Annotated in this window: 15 protein-coding genes; 7 read left to right on the top strand and 8 right to left on the bottom strand. The window is 72.8% G+C overall.

The window, feature by feature from the left end; translation table 11 throughout:
- Window positions 1–163: 163 nt before the first annotated feature.
- Window positions 164–613, bottom strand: a complete 450-nt coding sequence (locus RBJ65_RS23645; RefSeq protein WP_306324354.1) for a Crp/Fnr family transcriptional regulator — start codon at window positions 611–613, stop codon at window positions 164–166.
- A gap of 159 nt (window positions 614–772) precedes the next feature.
- Here RBJ65_RS23645 and RBJ65_RS23640 point away from each other — a divergent pair, with 159 nt between their 5' ends.
- Together RBJ65_RS23640 and RBJ65_RS23635 are read left to right on the top strand one after the other, a co-directional pair.
- Window positions 773–1,912, top strand: coding sequence for a D-alanyl-D-alanine carboxypeptidase family protein (locus RBJ65_RS23640; RefSeq protein WP_306324355.1), 1,140 nt, complete (start codon window positions 773–775; stop codon window positions 1,910–1,912).
- On the top strand, window positions 1,912–2,556 hold the full coding sequence (locus tag RBJ65_RS23635) for a class F sortase (protein ID WP_306324356.1): 645 nt from the start codon (window positions 1,912–1,914) through the stop codon (window positions 2,554–2,556). The genes RBJ65_RS23640 and RBJ65_RS23635 overlap by 1 nt, the downstream gene beginning before the upstream one ends.
- 18 nt (window positions 2,557–2,574) lie before the next feature.
- On the opposite strand, the gene RBJ65_RS23630 is transcribed toward RBJ65_RS23635, so the two are convergent.
- Window positions 2,575–2,943, bottom strand: a complete 369-nt coding sequence (locus tag RBJ65_RS23630) for a helix-turn-helix transcriptional regulator (protein ID WP_306324357.1) — start codon at window positions 2,941–2,943, stop codon at window positions 2,575–2,577.
- Window positions 2,944–3,057: 114 nt separating this feature from the next.
- Between RBJ65_RS23630 and RBJ65_RS23625 the strand changes: the two genes are divergently transcribed.
- Entirely contained in the window at window positions 3,058–4,371 is a 1,314-nt protein-coding gene (locus tag RBJ65_RS23625) for an MFS transporter (protein WP_306332166.1), read from the top strand.
- Here RBJ65_RS23625 and RBJ65_RS23620 read toward each other — a convergent pair.
- The 3 genes from RBJ65_RS23620 to RBJ65_RS23610 form a co-directional block, all read right to left on the bottom strand.
- On the bottom strand, window positions 4,290–5,060 hold the full coding sequence (locus RBJ65_RS23620) for an IclR family transcriptional regulator (RefSeq protein WP_306319153.1): 771 nt from the start codon (window positions 5,058–5,060) through the stop codon (window positions 4,290–4,292). The genes RBJ65_RS23625 and RBJ65_RS23620 overlap by 82 nt on opposite strands.
- 223 nt (window positions 5,061–5,283) lie before the next feature.
- Complete coding sequence (locus RBJ65_RS23615; RefSeq protein ID WP_306319152.1) at window positions 5,284–5,634, bottom strand: ANTAR domain-containing protein; 351 nt, start codon at window positions 5,632–5,634, stop codon at window positions 5,284–5,286.
- Between the two features lie 180 nt (window positions 5,635–5,814).
- Complete coding sequence (locus RBJ65_RS23610; RefSeq protein ID WP_306319151.1) at window positions 5,815–7,275, bottom strand: MFS transporter; 1,461 nt, start codon at window positions 7,273–7,275, stop codon at window positions 5,815–5,817.
- Window positions 7,276–7,431: 156 nt separating this feature from the next.
- On the opposite strand from RBJ65_RS23610, the gene RBJ65_RS23605 reads away from it, so the two are divergent.
- From RBJ65_RS23605 to RBJ65_RS23595, 3 genes are all read left to right on the top strand, one after another.
- Window positions 7,432–7,884 (top strand): MarR family winged helix-turn-helix transcriptional regulator, encoded by a 453-nt coding sequence (locus tag RBJ65_RS23605; protein ID WP_306319150.1) that lies wholly within the window; start codon window positions 7,432–7,434, stop codon window positions 7,882–7,884.
- 212 nt (window positions 7,885–8,096) lie between these two features.
- Window positions 8,097–9,332, top strand: coding sequence for a cytochrome P450 (locus tag RBJ65_RS23600; RefSeq protein WP_306319149.1), 1,236 nt, complete (start codon window positions 8,097–8,099; stop codon window positions 9,330–9,332).
- Window positions 9,329–9,550 carry a ferredoxin gene (locus RBJ65_RS23595; protein WP_306319148.1) on the top strand — a complete coding sequence of 74 codons (222 nt, stop codon included), beginning with the start codon at window positions 9,329–9,331 and terminating at the stop codon, window positions 9,548–9,550. The genes RBJ65_RS23600 and RBJ65_RS23595 overlap by 4 nt, the downstream gene beginning before the upstream one ends.
- A gap of 21 nt (window positions 9,551–9,571) precedes the next feature.
- Here the strand turns inward: RBJ65_RS23595 and RBJ65_RS23590 are convergent, their stop codons facing one another.
- Window positions 9,572–10,534, bottom strand: a complete 963-nt coding sequence (locus RBJ65_RS23590) for a zinc-binding dehydrogenase (RefSeq protein ID WP_306319147.1) — start codon at window positions 10,532–10,534, stop codon at window positions 9,572–9,574.
- 168 nt (window positions 10,535–10,702) lie between these two features.
- Here RBJ65_RS23590 and RBJ65_RS23585 point away from each other — a divergent pair, with 168 nt between their 5' ends.
- Window positions 10,703–11,626, top strand: coding sequence for an LLM class F420-dependent oxidoreductase (locus tag RBJ65_RS23585; protein WP_306319146.1), 924 nt, complete (start codon window positions 10,703–10,705; stop codon window positions 11,624–11,626).
- A gap of 939 nt (window positions 11,627–12,565) precedes the next feature.
- Here the strand turns inward: RBJ65_RS23585 and mftF are convergent.
- Window positions 12,566–14,071 carry a mycofactocin biosynthesis glycosyltransferase MftF gene (gene mftF, locus RBJ65_RS23580; protein WP_306319145.1) on the bottom strand — a complete coding sequence of 502 codons (1,506 nt, stop codon included), beginning with the start codon at window positions 14,069–14,071 and terminating at the stop codon, window positions 12,566–12,568.
- On the bottom strand, window positions 14,068–15,276 hold the full coding sequence (mftD, locus tag RBJ65_RS23575; protein WP_306319144.1) for a pre-mycofactocin synthase MftD: 1,209 nt from the start codon (window positions 15,274–15,276) through the stop codon (window positions 14,068–14,070). Before mftD ends, mftF begins: the two co-directional genes overlap by 4 nt.
- Window positions 15,277–15,287 lie beyond the last annotated feature (11 nt).

Raw genomic sequence — 15,287 nt, 5'->3', positions numbered from 1 at the left:
GGAGTTCAGGGAATTCGAAGCAGCCGCCGCGTCCGGGAACCTCACGCCTCCCGGGCGCGACGGCGCGCGTGCGGGGGTACTCCGCGTCCGATCCCATCGCGTGGGCACGCCGACCGCCTGTCGAGGCGTCGAGTCGGGTGACACCACCGGCTCGGCGGAGCCCTCAGATCCGCCCGTGCGCCCGATGCGCCTCGACGAGCTTGACCCGCGCCGACTCCAGCCGGTGCGCCATCACCTCGGCCACCGCGTGCAGCACCGCCACCCCCAGCCTCGGCTCCTCCTCGCACAGGGCGCGGACGGCCGCGCCGTCGAACTCGTAGGCCCGCACCGGGCTGAACGCCTCCGCGCCGAAGTCCCATTCGTACGGCTGGAACAGCCAGGACCAGCCCAGCAGATCACCGGGGCCGAGCGGGTCGATGGGCAGCAGGGCGCGGTCGGAGACGCGGACGTCGAGGGTGACCATGCCGGTCCTGATGATCCAGAACCGGTCCGCCCGGTCCCCTTCCTCGAAGATCCGGGTGTCCTGCGCGAAGGACACCTCGGTGGCCAGCGGCATCAGCCGGTCCCGGTCCGCGTGCGAGAGCCGGTTCAGAAGTCGTATCTGGGCCGTCATCGAGGACCACCTCCACCGCTGCCGCTCCGGGACGCCTGTCGCTCGAACAGCCTAATTCGTGGCCATATGGCGCGCACCTGGAGCGACCATGCCCCGCGCGCGGCGGCCGTATGGCGTACGTGGAGCGCGATCGGGCGGTGCCGGACCTACGTTTCCGGCATGGCGCCTTTCCTCCGCTTTCGCTCTCCTCTTCGCCCACGCCTTCGCCTTCGCCCCGCCTTCGGCAAGGCGGCACTGACGTGCGGCGTGTGCGCGGCGGTGGCCGCGGGCACCGCCGCGGGCCCCGCGAGCGCCGACCCGCCCGCGCCGGATCCGCCCGCGCCGCCGTCCGTGTCCGCGCTGTCGTGGGAGGTCATGGACGCGCGGACCGGGGATGTGCTCGCCGCGAAGGCGCCGCACCGCAGGCTGCCGCCCGCGAGCACGCTGAAGACCCTGTTCGCGCTGACCGTGCTGCCGAAGCTGCGTCAGGACGAGGTGCACCGGGCCACGTACGGGGATCTCGCCGATGTCGCCGCGGGCAGCAGCCTCGTCGGGGTCGACCAGGGGAACCGGTACACGGTCGCCGACCTGTGGCGCGGCGTGTTCCTCAGCTCCGGCAACGACGCCGTGCACACGCTCGCGCGGATGAACGGTGGCGTCGACCGCACCGTCGCGCAGATGCAGGAGACCGCCCGCCGGATCGGCGCCCTCGACACCGAGGTGCGCTCCCCCGACGGCTATGACGCGCGCGGCCAGCACTCCTCGGCGCACGATCTGGCGCTGATCGCCAGGGAGGGCCTCAAGAACCACGACTTCCGGCGGTACATGGGTACGAAGTCGGCCCGGTTCCCCGCGGCCGGCGGCCCGGACGCGTACGGCATCGAGAACACCAACCGGCTCCTCGTGGGCTCGCACGGGGTGGAGCCCTATCCCGGTCTCATCGGCGTCAAGAACGGCTATACGTCCAAGGCGGGTTGCACGCTGGTGTCCGCCGCGACCCATGACGGGCGCACGGTGCTCGTGACCGTGATGAATCCGCGGGCCGAGGACTTCAACGCGGTGTACGAGGAGAGCCGTGCGCTGCTCGACTGGGGCGCGGTCGCGGCGCCGCTGCACGCGCGGCAGGCGGCGGCGTCCCGGGGGCCATCGGCTCCGCAGCGGTTGGCGGCGGCGGCTCCGGCCGCGGTGAGTGCCGAGCCCGAGGAGGCGTCGGGCGGGCTCGCCCGGCACCTCGGGGCGGCGGCCGGGCTGCTGGCGCTCGCGTGCGTTCCGGTGCTGATCGGCAGGCGGCTGCGTCGGCGGCGGCAGGGCGGCCGTTGATGACCGACGCCGCCGAGGCCGCGGCTCCGGTGCGGCGCCGCCCCACGTGGTCGTTCCTCGCGGCGACGCTGTTGGCCGGGGTGCTGCTCGTGCACCACGGGATATCCGGCGAGGGGCCGCCGCAGCCGGAGGCGGGGGCCGCGGAACTCGGCACGGACACCCCGCCCGCCGACCCGCTGGCCGCGGCCGTCCCGCAGCGCGTGCGCATCCCGGAGATAGGCGTCGACGCGCCGCTCACCCGGGTCGGCAGGGACGCGGAGGGCTGGCTGGACGCGCCGCCGCCGCAGCGGGCGAATCTGGCGGGCTGGTTCACGGGGGCGGTGACGCCGGGCGAGCGCGGTACGGCGGTGATCGACGGGCACGTGGACAACGCGGAGGGGCGGGCGGTCTTCTACGGGCTCGGCGCGCTCAAGAAGGGCGAGCACATCGAGATCGACCGCGCGGACGGGAAGACGGCCGTGTTCGAGATCCACGGCATCGACGTCGTCGACAAGAAGCGCTTCCCTTCGCGCCGCGTCTACGGCAGCACCGGGCTACCGGAACTGCGGGTCATCACGTGCGGCGGCACGTACAGCAAGAGCGGCGGCTACGCGGGCAACGTCGTCCTCTACGGCCTGCTCACCTCGGTCCGCGACCGTACGTGACGCGGGCCGGGCCGCGGCTCAGTCGTGCGGGGCCTCGCCGGTCACCCGGTGGTCCGCGTGGCTGAGCGCCTCCGTCACGAGGCGCCTCAAGTGCCCGTCGGTAAGGCGGTAGTGCATGTGCCGCCCTTCGCGGCGCGCCTCGACCAGACCGGCGAGCCGCAGCTTCGCCAGGTGCTGGCTGACCGCCGTGCGCGACGCGGCGACGTGCTCCGCCAGCGAGCCCACGTCCGTCTCCTCCAGCGCGAGCAGCCACAGCACGTGCAGCCGCGTGGTGTCCGACAGCAGGGCGAACACCCTTGTCGCCTCGGCGAGTCGGGCGGCGTCCGGCTCGCTCGGATGCGCGGGGGCGGAGGGGGTCGCGGTGGGGGTCGGGTCGCTTGCGGGCATGTCCTCACCCTAGAGCCCTCCTGACGGATGAGGCATACTCGTCATGTGCGCATCTGCGCACATGACGAGTATGCTGGCGTCGCCGTCTTCGGGACGTCTTCGGGAGGGGCCCGCATGCTCACGGTTCTGCGTCACCGCGCCTACCGCCGGCTGTTCGGCGCCCAGGTCGTCGCCCTCGTCGGCACCGGCCTCGCCACCGTCGCCCTCGGGCTCCTCGCGTACGACATCGCGGGGGCGGACGCGGGGGCCGTGCTGGGCACCGCGCTGGCGATCAAGATGACGGCCTACGTGCTGGTCGCCCCGGTCGTCGGGGCGTTCGCCGAGCGGCTGCCGCGGCGCGCGGTGCTGGTCGGGGCCGACATGCTGCGGGCCGCCGTCGCGTTGACGCTGCCGTTCGTGGACCAGGTGTGGCAGGTCTACGTCCTCGTGTTCGCCCTCCAGTCCGCCTCGGCGGTCTTCACGCCCACCTTCCAGGCGCTGATCCCGGACGTGCTGCCCGAAGAACGCGACTACACGCGCGCGTTGTCGCTGGCCCGGCTCGCGTACGACATGGAGAGCCTGTTCAGTCCCGCGCTCGCGGCGGCGCTGCTGTCCGTGGTCTCGTACAACCGGCTGTTCCTGGGGACGGTCGTCGGTTTTCTCGCCTCGGCCGCGCTGGTCGTCACGACGGCGCTGCCCGTGCGGGCGCCCTCGCTCCCGCGCGCGGGCGGGGTGTTCGCCAAGGCGACGGCCGGGGTCAGGCTCTTCCTCGCGGTCCCGCCGCTGCGGGGGCTGCTGGCGCTGAACCTCGCCGTGGCGGCGGCGAGCGCGCTGGTGACCGTCAACACCGTCGTCTACGTAAGGGACTTCCTGGGTCTGTCGTCCGGAGCGGTGCCGGTGGCGCTCGGTGCGTACGGGGCCGGGTCGATGGCCGTGGCGCTGGTGGTGCCGCGGGTGCTCGAACGGGCGGGTGAGCGGGCGGTGATGGTGCGTGGGGCGCTGGCGTTGGGGGTGGTGTTCGCGGGGCTCGGGGGTGTCACGGCGGCGCAGGGCGGGGGTTGGCGGGTGCCCGCGCTGCTGGTGCTGTGGGCGGCGTTCGGCGGGGCGTGCTCGATGGTGCTGACGCCGACCGGGCGGCTGGTGCGGCGGGCGGCGCCGGAGCGGGATCGTACGGCCGCGTTCGCCGCGCAGTTCTCGCTCTCGCACGCGTGCTGGCTGGTGACGTATCCATTGGCGGGGTGGCTGGGGGCGGGGGCCGGGCTCGGGGTGGCGGTCGGCGGGTTGGGCGCGGTCGCGGTGGGCGCCGGGTGCGCGGCCGCGTGGCTGTGGCGGGTGGATCGGTCGCCGGCCACCGGCGTGCGGGCGCGCTACGCGCCCAGTTCCGCCTCAAGCGCCCGCGCCGCCGCGCTCAGGGTCGCCACCAGGGAGCGCAGCCCGCGGGGGCTGTAGCGCACGCTCGGCATGGAGACCGACAGGCCCGCTATCACCGCGCCCTCAGGGTCGTGGACCGGTACGCCCACGGCCACCAGGCCGCGCTCGGACCGCTCGCGGTTGACGCAGAAGCCGTTGCGCCGTACCTTCGCCAGCTCGCGGCGCAGGTCGGCGAGGTCCGGGCGGCCCGGCTGTCCTTCGCGGTCGCGCTCGGTCGCGTACACGTCGGCGAGTTCGCGCTCGCCGAGCCCGGCGAGCAGGAGCAGCCCGGCCGTGGTGCGATCAGCGGGGAAGACCATGCCCTCGCGGGAGCTGACGCGCAGGGCCTGCGCGCATTCGACGCTGGCGATGAAGCGGGTGGTGTCGCCCGTGCGGATCGCGAGGTTGGCCGTCTCGTCCAACAGGTCGACCAGGCGCCGCAGATGGGGCAGCCCCGCGGCCCGCAGCCGGGCGGCGCGGGAGCGCGAGTGCGCGGCGAGTTCGAGCACGGGGCCCGCGTGGTACACCCGGTGGTCGTCCTGCACGGCGAAGTCCCGGTAGACGAGCATCGCGAGGATCCGGTGCGCCGTCGAGCGGGCCACGCCGAGCCGCTCGGCGATCTGGGAGACGGTCAGGCCGCCTTCGAGCTGGAGCATCGTCGCGGCGCGCAGCGCGTGGTCGACGCTGGCGATGGTGTACGAGGGCGGGGTCTTGAGCTGCTTGTCCATGGACGGCCTCCGAGTGTTCTGCCCTCCGGAATCTAGCTGTTCGGAGTCGGGGCCCTACGGCGAGGGTGACCGGTTCCACAGCTTCGCGTGAAGATTCCGGGCACGTTTGCGTTAGTGAGCGCTCTCGCGTGTTACTCCCCCGGCGGGAGCGGTCAGTGGTGACCGTGTCGGGTTCGGCAGTGAGCCCGTACCCGCTTCCCGGCGCGGGCCGGGAAGCGGGTCCTCAGTACGGTTGCGATGTGAAACGCCGCGCCGCCGGCCGGCCGCGCCGGGCGAGTTGGCGCTCCAGTTCGGCGCGGATCAGCGGATCGAGTTCATGGGAGCGCGGCCAGTCGATCAGCCTGCGGGCCACGAGGCGGAGTTTGGTATTGGTCCGCATGGAGATCTCACGCAGCACGTCCCAGGCCTCTGCCGGGGAACAGCCGCCGACGACGATCACCACCCCGATGGCCTGGTCGACCTCGGCGTGCGCGGTCACGGCCTCCCTCAACTGCTCGATCCTGGCCTCCAGATCGGCCACCCGGGCGGCCTCCTCGCGGGCAGCACCCTGCGCGCGTCGACGGGCCGGAAGCATCACGACGCACCTCCAAGTGCCGTACAAGTGCCGTACCCGGAAACGGAACCCGAGTTCGCTTCTACCACTCCTGCCCGCCTACGCACAGGGCAACCGAGCAATTACGTATGCATGGGGCAACTGCCAGAGCCGCCCCGGCAGTTCGTGCCGGGGCGGGACTCGGGCGGGAATCGGGCACGCTCAGGCGCGTGCCGCGGCCTGGTCGTCGCCGGCTGGCCGGGCCTCGGTGACCTGCTCGTCGTCCGCCTTGTCGCGCAGGGCGGGGATCAGCGTCGCGACGGCGGCGGAGACCAGGGCGACACCGCAGCCGATCATCAGGCCGGTGCGGAACCCGTCTTCGGAGGCGAAGGTGTGGCCGCCCATGGAGACGGTCATCTGCGCGAGCACCACGCCGATCACGGCGGAGCCGATGGTGGTGCCGAGTGAACGCATGAGGGTGTTGAAGCCGTTGGCCGCGGCCGTCTCGGAGAGCGGCACCGAGCCCATGATGAGCGCGGGCATGGAGCCGTAGGCGAGGGCGACACCGCTGTTGATCACGATTCCGGCGAGCATGATGCCCCAGGCCGTGCCCATGAGCGGCAGCGCGGCACCATATCCGATGGCGATCACGAGGGCGCCGCTGATGAGGGCGAACTTCGGGCCGCGGGCGTTGATCAGCTTTCCGCCGAGCGGCGAGATCAGCATCATCATGACGCCGCCGGGCGCCAGCCACAGGCCGGCCGCCAGCATCGACTGGCCGAGGCCGAAGCCGGTGGCCTCGGGGAACTGCAGGACCTGCGGCGCGATCAGCATGAAGGAGTACATGCCGACGCCGACGAGGATCGAGGCGGCGTTGGTGAACAGCACGCGGGGCCGCGCGGTGGTCCGCAGGTCGATCAACGGCTCGCGCGTACGCAGTTCATAGCGGCCCCACACGAGCAGCGCCACGACGGCGACGCCGAAGAGTCCCAGCGTGGTGCCCGAGGCCCAGCCCCAGTCGGCGCCCTTGGAGATCGCGAGCAGCAGCGAGACGAGACCGATGGCGAGCCCGATCGCGCCGGGGGCGTCGAAGCGCTGCCCCTTGGCGGCGGCCGGGACGTCCGGCACGATCAGGAAGATCATGACGGCGATGATCACGGCGAGCGCGGCGGCGCCCCAGAACAGCACCCGCCAGTTCGCGTACTGGGCGACCGCGGCGGCGATCGGCAGGCCTATCGCACCGCCGATCCCCATGGAGGCGCTGACCAGCGCGATCGAACCGCTGAGCTTCTCCGCGGGTACGACGTCGCGCAGCAGCGCGATGCCGAGCGGCACCATCCCCATGCCCATGCCCTGAAGCCCGCGCCCGATGATCATCGGCACGACGGACGACGAGAGCGCGCACACCACCGAGCCGATGACCAGCGGCACGGCGCAGCAGAGCATCATGCGGCGCTTGCCCAGCAGATCGCCGAGGCGGCCGGAGACCGGCACGCAGACGCCGGAGACGAGCAGGGTGACCGTGATCACCCATGCCGCGTTCGACGCGGACGTGTCCAGGATCCGGGGCAGTTCGGCGATGAGCGGGGTCACCAGCGTCTGCATGATCGCGGCGACGGTTCCGGCGAGCGCGAGGGTGGCGACGACGGCGCCCGCCCGGCTGCTCGACTGGGGCGCATCCATGAAGGACTCCTCAATCTCTTCAAATTCTCGAAACGGTGTCATGGTGTGACGGTGTGCATCGTACACACACTATGTATCGTACATATTCCATGCATGACGCACAGACACGGCGGCCCGGCCCCCTGCGATACGGTCGACCTGGGAGGACGCACGTACATGGACAAGCCATCGCACCTGGTCGAGTTCGAGCACATGGTGCTCGGCCGTCATCAGCTCGGCAGTGAGAAGCGGCGCCGCGAGGCGGAGCGCATGGAGCGCAGCGCGTACATCCTGCTGAGCCGGATCCGGGTCCAGGGCCCGATGTCGATCGGGCAGCTCAGCGAGGCGCTGCTGCTCGACGCGTCCACTCTCAACCGGCAGACGGCGAGCGCGGTGCGGGCCGGTCTCCTGGAGCGGATCCCGGATCCGGAGGGCGGCATGGCGCGCAAGTTCCGGCTCACCGAGGAGGGCGAGCAGCGCCTCGACCACGAACGCGCGACGCACATCCAGGAGTTGGACAAGGTCTTCGAGGACTGGTCCGCCGCCGACGTCGAGAACTTCGCCCAGTATCTGCAGCGCTTCAACACGAGCATCGAGCGGCTCAGCGGCGCGCCCTGGCCGCGTTCCTGATCGATTCCCGCCCCCCTAGTCGCGACGGGGGCTTCACGGCTGGCCATTGCAACGCAACGTTGCTTTTCACGTCTCCGTCATTGCATCAATTTCCCGCTCTCCAGCTGGGAGTTCGGCAATATCGTGATTGACCGCCCCTCGAACGCAACGTAGCGTTCAGCAGGCGTCGAACGCGTACTATCGCGAGACAGCCACGAGGCGGAGGAGCGGTCATGGCCGGGTCCGAGCACACCGAGAATGCCCCACACCCACGGCACACCCTGCACACGGTGCCGCCGCTGCCGGCGCAGCGTCGGCCCGGCTGCCCCTTCGACCCGCCGGCCGAACTGCTCGACGCCCACAGCCGCGGGCCCGTCAGTCATTACGTCCACGCCATCCCCGGCGGCAAGTCCGGCCTGATGATCACCGGTTACGAGCAGGTGCGCGCGGTCCTCGCCGACCCGCGTTTCAGCTCGCGCAAAGAGCTCCTGAACGTGGTCGACTTCGAGATCCCGCCCGCCGCCCCCGGCGAGTTCCTGCTCACCGACGAACCGGAGCACAGCCGCTTCCGCAAGCCGCTCGTCGGCAAGTTCACCGTCCGCCGGATGCGGCAACTGACCGAGCGCGTCGAGCAGATCACCGCCGAGTGCCTGGACGCGATGGAGCAGGCGGGGCCGACGGCGGACCTGGTCTCCGCGTTCGCCAAGCCGATCCCCGCCGTCATCATCTGCGAACTGCTGGGCGTGCCGTACGAGGACCGGGACTCCTTCCAGCGGCAGGCCGAGTCGCTCATGGACGGTGAGCTGGACGAGACGGCTCTGCTCGCCGCCTACACCGCCGTGCAGGACTACATCGCGCAGCTCGTCGCCGCCAAGCGCGCGCACCCCACCGACGACATCCTCAGCGAGCTCACCACCGGTGACCTGAGCGACGAGGAGCTCAAGGGCGTCGGCCTCACCCTGCTCGCGGCCGGCCTCGACACGACAGCGAACACCCTCGCCCTGGGCACCTTCGCGCTCCTGGAGAACCCGGAGCAGCTCGCCGCGCTGCGCGCCGACGCCTCGCTCGTGGACGGCGCCGTCGAGGAGTTGCTGCGCTATCTGAGCGTCGCGAAGTCGTTCATGCGCACGGCACTCGAGGACGTCGAGCTCGACGGCGTCACCGTCGAGGCCGGGACCACGGTGGTGATCTCGTACCACGCCGCGAACCGCGATCCCGAGCGCTTCGACGATCCCCACACCCTCGACATCCGCCGCAAGGGCACCAGCCATCTCGCCTTCGGCCACGGCATCCACCAGTGCCTCGGCCAGCAGCTCGCCCGCGTCGAGATGCGCGTCGCCCTGCCCGCGCTGCTCGACCGCTTCCCGACGCTGCGGCTCGCCGTACCGGCCGACGAGGTCCCGCTGCGCCCGGAGAGCGCGGACATCTTCGGGCTCAAGAGCCTGCCGGTGACCTGGGACAGGGCATGAGCGCCGCGCTGCGGTTGCGCGCCGACCGGGACGTCTGCATCGGCGCGGGCATGTGCGCCCTGTCCGCGCCCGCCGTCTTCGACCAGGACGACGACGGGCTCGTACTCCTCGTGGACGGCGAACCCCCGGCGTCCGAACACGCCGCCGCCCGCCTCGCCGTGGGGTCCTGCCCGTCCGGGGCGATCACGCTCCGGGACCCGGCGGCGCCCGGAACCTGACCGGGGGTGACCCTCCTGAGGTCAGGGAAGTTCGAGGACCGGCTTCCCCACCAGCTCGCCCCTGCGCAGTCGGTCGATGGCCTCGGGGAGCCGCTCCAGGCCGAACCGCTCGATGGAGAGGGTCAGTTCGCCCGCGTTCAGGGCGGGGAGCAGGCTCTGTGCCTCTTCCCTGACCTCGTCGCCGCGGGTCATCAGGTTCACGGGCAGCAGCGACACATCGGCGAGGAGGAAGTCGGCGAGGTCCACGGTGAGTTCGCGGCCCGCCGTGTACCCGACGAGCGCGACCCGGCCGCGGCCGCGTACGAGCGGCAGCGCGGCGCGCAGCACCGGGCCGCCGACCGTGTCGACGACGAGGTCGACGGGCCCGCCGACGGTCTCGGCGGAGAGTTCCCCGGCGAGCACCGGCTTCGCGGCGCCGGGGACGTGCGCGAGCTTCGACTCGCGGCCGACCGCGCCGATCACCTCGGCGCCCGCCCGCGCGGCGATCTGCACGGCCATCGCGCCGACCGAGCCCGCGGCGCCGGTCACGAGCACCCGCTCGCCCTCCTGGACCCGCCCCACCGTGTGCACGGCGGCCAGAGCGGTGCCGACCGGCGACCAGTAGCTGCACGCGATCGCCGGGTCCGTGCCCTCGGGCACCGGCGTGACCGCGTCGTCGGGTACGAGGATGTGCTCCTGCCAGGCGCCGTCGGCGCGGATGCCGGTGTCCGCGCCGCGCAGCGACACGAGCGTGCCCTCGGGGTGGGTGCCGGAGGCGACGACGGTGCCGCTGCCCGTCGTACCGGGCACGAAGGGCAGCTCGGGCAGGACGCCGAACGCGCCGTCGATGATGTTCAGGTCGAGGTGTGACACCTGCGCGGCGCGCAGCCGTACCAGGGTGTGTCCGGGGCGCGGCGCGGGGACTTCGCGCTCCTCCAGGCGCGGGAGGGTGCCGAACTCGTCCAGGACCAGGGCCCGGGAGGTGCGAGGTGTGTCGCCGTTCACAGTGTCGCTCCGTGCTTCTTGATGTGTCGTTCCTCGATGCGTGTGTTGTACCTCTCCACGGTCTCACCCTTGTGTTCTGCGGCTCGCGCGGGTACGCCCTCTCGGACGGGACCGGCACCGGGCCCGTCGGGGCCGAGAGTTCCGCACAGGACCGGAGGACGCGTGGCGATGCGATTTCTGTTTCACTACCCGGAGGCGCACGGACCGGACGGTGACATGCTGGACGCGGGGCCGCTGGACGAAGTGGCGCGCGCGGCCGAGGAGTTCGGGTTCTCCGGGCTGTCCTTCAGTGAGCACCCCGCGCCGGGGGCGCGGTGGCTGGACCGCGGTGGTCACCAGACGCTGGACCCGTTCGTCGCGCTCTCGCACGCCGCGGCCGTGACGAGCCGGCTGCGGCTCTTCACGTATCTGGCGGTCGCCCCGTACCGCAATCCGCTGCTGCTCGCGAAGCAGGCGGCGACGCTGGACCGGCTGTCGGGCGGGCGGCTGGTCCTGGGGCTCGGTGCCGGGTATCTGAAGGGCGAGTTCCACGCGCTGGGCGTCGACTTCGAGGAGCGCAACGCGCTGTTCGAGGAGGTGCTCGACGTGCTGCCGCTGTGCTGGAGCGGTGAGCCGTTCAGCTATGCGGGGCGGCATTTCAACGTGCGGGACGCGCGGACCCTGCCCCGCCCGGCACAGCGGCCGGTACCGGTCTGGATCGGCGGCAATTCACGGCTGAGCCGGCGCCGGGTGGCAGAGCGGGCGCAGGGCTGGATGCCGATGTCCGGAGGCGCCGAGCTGAGCGCCACCGCCCGCACCCCGACGCTCGGCCCGCTGCCCGAACTCGCGGGTGCGATCGCGGAGTTGCGGGACGCCAAGGCCGCCGCCGGGCGCGGCGTCGGTGTCGACGTGCTGCACTCGTACCGCGACGAGGGCCTGGCGGATCCGGCCGTGGCCGCGGACCGACACCGGGAGGCGTTCGCCGCGCTGGAGAAGGCCGGGGTGACGTGGACGGCCGTGTCGTGCCCGAACCGCTCGCGGGCGGCGACGCTGGAGTTCCTCGAGGCGTTCGGCGCGACGTACGCGGAAGGGAACCCCGAACGCCCCGCGTGACGTCTTGAGTGCCGTCAGCACCTGAGCACGCACCTGAGCACGCGAGCGCACGACGGAGGTAGGGCCGGACCATGGGAATCGACGTCAGGCCCTATCGAGGCACGGTGTACCGCCTCACCCTGTGGGTGTCCTTGGTGACCGCCGTGCTCGGCCTCGCGGTCCTGGCGGGCGCCTTCGCCGCGGCGTGGGACGGCTTCGAGAGCGTGCGGCGGTACGCGGACAGGAACATCGCCAACGAGGACTCCTACGCGGCGTACGCGGACGGTGGCTTGGATCCGTTGGTCAGGGTCGGCGCCGTGGTGATGCCGGTGGTGTTCGTGCTGGCGCTGCTCGTCGTGTCCGTGCTGCACAGCGCGTACGCCGTCGGCGCCTCGCATGCGCGGCGCGGCGACGGGCCGCTGTCCGTCGGCGCGCTGTGGCGGCGCACCCGGAAGCGGCTGCCCGCCGCCGTCGTGGCCAATCTGCTGACCGGCATCGTCATGTGCGCCGTGGTGCTGGCGGGTCTGGTCCTGTTCGACCTCGCCAACCGGCGCCGGGTGCCCGGTGTCGAGCCCACGGGCATCGGCGAGACCGCGACGTGGCAGTACGCGGTGGTGGGTTGGGTGCTGCCGATCGTCATCTGGTGTCTCGGCCCGGTGCTGTGGTTCCGGCTGTCGGGCGCCACGGCCGAGACGGTGCTGGAACGCCGCAACCCCTTTGTGTCGGTGTGGCGTTCGTGGGTGCTGACGCGTCGCGCGCGTTGGCGGACGCTCGGCTTCGGTGTGGTGTGCTGCGCGGCGGCGGTGCTCGTGTTCGTGCTCGCCCGGTACGCGGCCGGGCCCCTCACCCACTACACCGGGCTCGGCATGCTGTGGCTCAGCGACGACAACGTGTGGATGACCGGCGTACTGGTGAAGGTGCTGCCCACGGTGGTGGCTCTGCTGCTCCTGCCGCCGCTGGTCATGCCGCTGGTGTGCGCGGGGGTGGCTCGGCTGCACGGTGAGCTGCGGGCGGGCGAGGAAGCGGAGGGCGGGGCGGATGGGTCCGTCGGGTCCGTCGGGTCCGCAGCACGATCCGGGGACGGAGTGCGGCCGTCGACCGGCCCTTGAGCGCCGAAAGCCACACCCCGGAGCCGTACGCGAGGTCGTCGAGGCGGCGGGCGGCGGCGTAGCGGACGGGGTCGAGGCCGCTGGGCGGGGAGCCGAGGACTTCCAGCGCGACGTCGGCGACCGCCGCGACGGCCGCGGCGCGGCGCACCCGGCGCGAGGCCAGACACCCCACCGCCGTCAGCGGCCACCAGTGGCGGGTCAGCAGCGCCGCGCCCTGCGTGAGCGTCGCGAGCGTGCCGAGGGCGGTGAGGCGGGCGGCGTGCGGCAGTGGCCGCTCGATGCCGCGCAGTTTGCGGGCGTTGCGGAGGGTGGCGACGGCGGCGAGCCCGCCCGCCACCGGCAGCGACCAGCGCCGCTGCGCGAGCACCGTGCCGAGCAGCGCCGCGCTCCACGGCGCGAGGACCGCGGGCGCGATGTTGTCGGGGTGACGGCGGGCCAGGGGGTGCGCGCCGGTGCCGTAGGCGGCCTTGCGGAGGAACCAGTCGGTGGGGTCGGTCCGGTGTTCGTGGGCGGCGTGCACGGCGGGTTCGTAGCGGATCCGGCCCCCGGCCGCGGTCAGCCGCCAGCACAGGTCGACGTCCTCCCCGACACGCATCCCGGCGTCGAAGCCGCCGACCTCGGTGAGCGCGTCGGTGCGGGCGAGCAGGCAGGCGGCGGGGAGCCAGGAGACGGGGCTGCCGGTGCGCACGGTGGCCGGGTCCCGGCCGAGGTCGAGGGAGGAGCGGGCGTTCTCGTACCGGCCGAGCCAGCGGTCGGCTCCGGGGCCCGGCAGTCCGGTGATCCGGGGCGCGGCCATGACCACGGCCGGGTCGGCGAAGTGGCGCAGCAGGACGTCGACCGTGTCGGGCGCGAGCACGATGTCGGAGTCGGCGAACACCACGTACGGAGTGGTGACTTGGCGAAGGCCGGCGTTGCGGGCGCCGGCCGGTCCGAGGTTGGCGGTGAGCGGGACGACGCGCGCGTGGTGGCGGGCGGCGGCCGCGGCGACGGGGGCCGGGTCGTGCGAGGCGTCGTCGACGACGAGGACCGGGGCGTCGGGGGTGGTGGCGCGGATGCTCGCCAGGAGGCGGTCGAGTGGGGCGGCGCGGTCGCGTACGGGGATGACGTACGTGACGTCGCGCCGGTGGGGTGGGAGTGCGGTGACCAGCGGGTGGGCGAGGCCCGTGGCGAGCAGCCGGTCGGCGAGGAGCGCACCCGCGCGGTCGTGCACGCGCACGGTGCGTCCGGTCAGCAGCGGGCGGGCCCGTGGTGTGAGCCGCAGCAGCCGGGTCGGCTGCCCGCCGAGGAGGGCGCGCCCGCCGTCGAGGACCCGGGTGTGCCGGTCGAGGACGACGGCGAAGCCGTGCGGGAGGGTCATGCGCGCCCTTGAGATGCGGCCCCTTGCGGCGGGGCTCCGAGGGTGCGGGTGAAGCCGTCGGGGATCACGAGGTCGTCGGGGCCGAGTTCGTCGACGGAGGCGTGGCCGAGGCCGAGGACGGCGGAGTCGAGGCCGCCGCGCAGGATGTCGAGGACGTTCTCCACGCCCGCCTGCCCGCCCGCAGCGAGGCCCCACAGGTAGGCGCGGCCGATGAGGACGGCGCGGGCGCCGAGGGCGAGGGCCTTGGCGACGTCGCCGCCGCGCCGCACACCGCCGTCGAGGAGTACCTCGATGTCGCCTCCGACGGCCTCGGCGACGGACGGCAGGAGGCGGATGGTGGCGGGGGTGGTGTCGAGGTTGTTGCCGCCGTGGTTGGAGACGGAGATGCCGGTGACTCCGGCGTCTACGGCCCGCTTGGCGTCGTCGACCCTGCTGACGCCCTTGAGCAGGAACGGGCCGCCCCACTCCTTCCGCATCCACTCCACGTCCTCCCAGGTGGGCGGCGGAGTCTGCATCCATTCCCCGTACGCGCCGAAGAAGGTGGGTGCCTCGCCGCCGGGGGCTTGGAGGTTGGGGGTGGTGAGGTCAGGGATGCGGCGGGATTTGGCGAAGGCGAGGAGCCAGCGCGGGTGCGGCAGCACGTCGGGGGCGAACTTCACGGCGGTACGCAGGTCGAGGCGTTCGGGGATGGCGGGGCTGCCCCAGTCGCGGCCGTTCGAGAACGACCAGTCGAGCGTCGCGATGAGCGCCTTCGCCCCGGCGGCCCTGGCACGCTCCATGCGCTGGACCATCGAGTCGCGGCTGCCCATCCAGTACATCTGGTAGAAGGTGTTCGGGTTGGCGGCGGCGACGTCCTCCACGGAGCGGCTCGCGAAGGAGCTGAGGCCCATGATGACGCCCCGGTTGGCGGCGGCCCGCGCGACCGCCACCTCGCCCTCGGGGTGGACGGCCTGCACGCCGGTCGGCGAGACGACCACCGGGAACGCGGACTCGACGCCGAGCACGGTCGTGCTCAGGTTCCGTTCCGCGTGGTGGCCCACCACCCTTGGCGCGAAGCCGAGTTCGCCGAACGCGCCGATGTTGTCGTGGAGGGTGCGGCCGCGTTCGGACCCGGCGACGAGCGCGCCGTAGACGCTGCCCGGGAGGTACTTCTTGGCGCGCCGCTGCGCTTCGGCGACCGTTTCGAACCAGGGGTTTCGCGCCATGGGCGGGCTGT

Origin of the sequence: Streptomyces sp. KL109B (assembly GCF_030766935.1) — a bacterium.
In the GTDB taxonomy this organism is placed as follows: Bacteria; Actinomycetota; Actinomycetes; order Streptomycetales; family Streptomycetaceae; genus Streptomyces.
The sequence above is the reverse complement of the archived record's forward strand: the minus strand, read 5'-3'. Positions and strand labels throughout refer to the sequence as shown.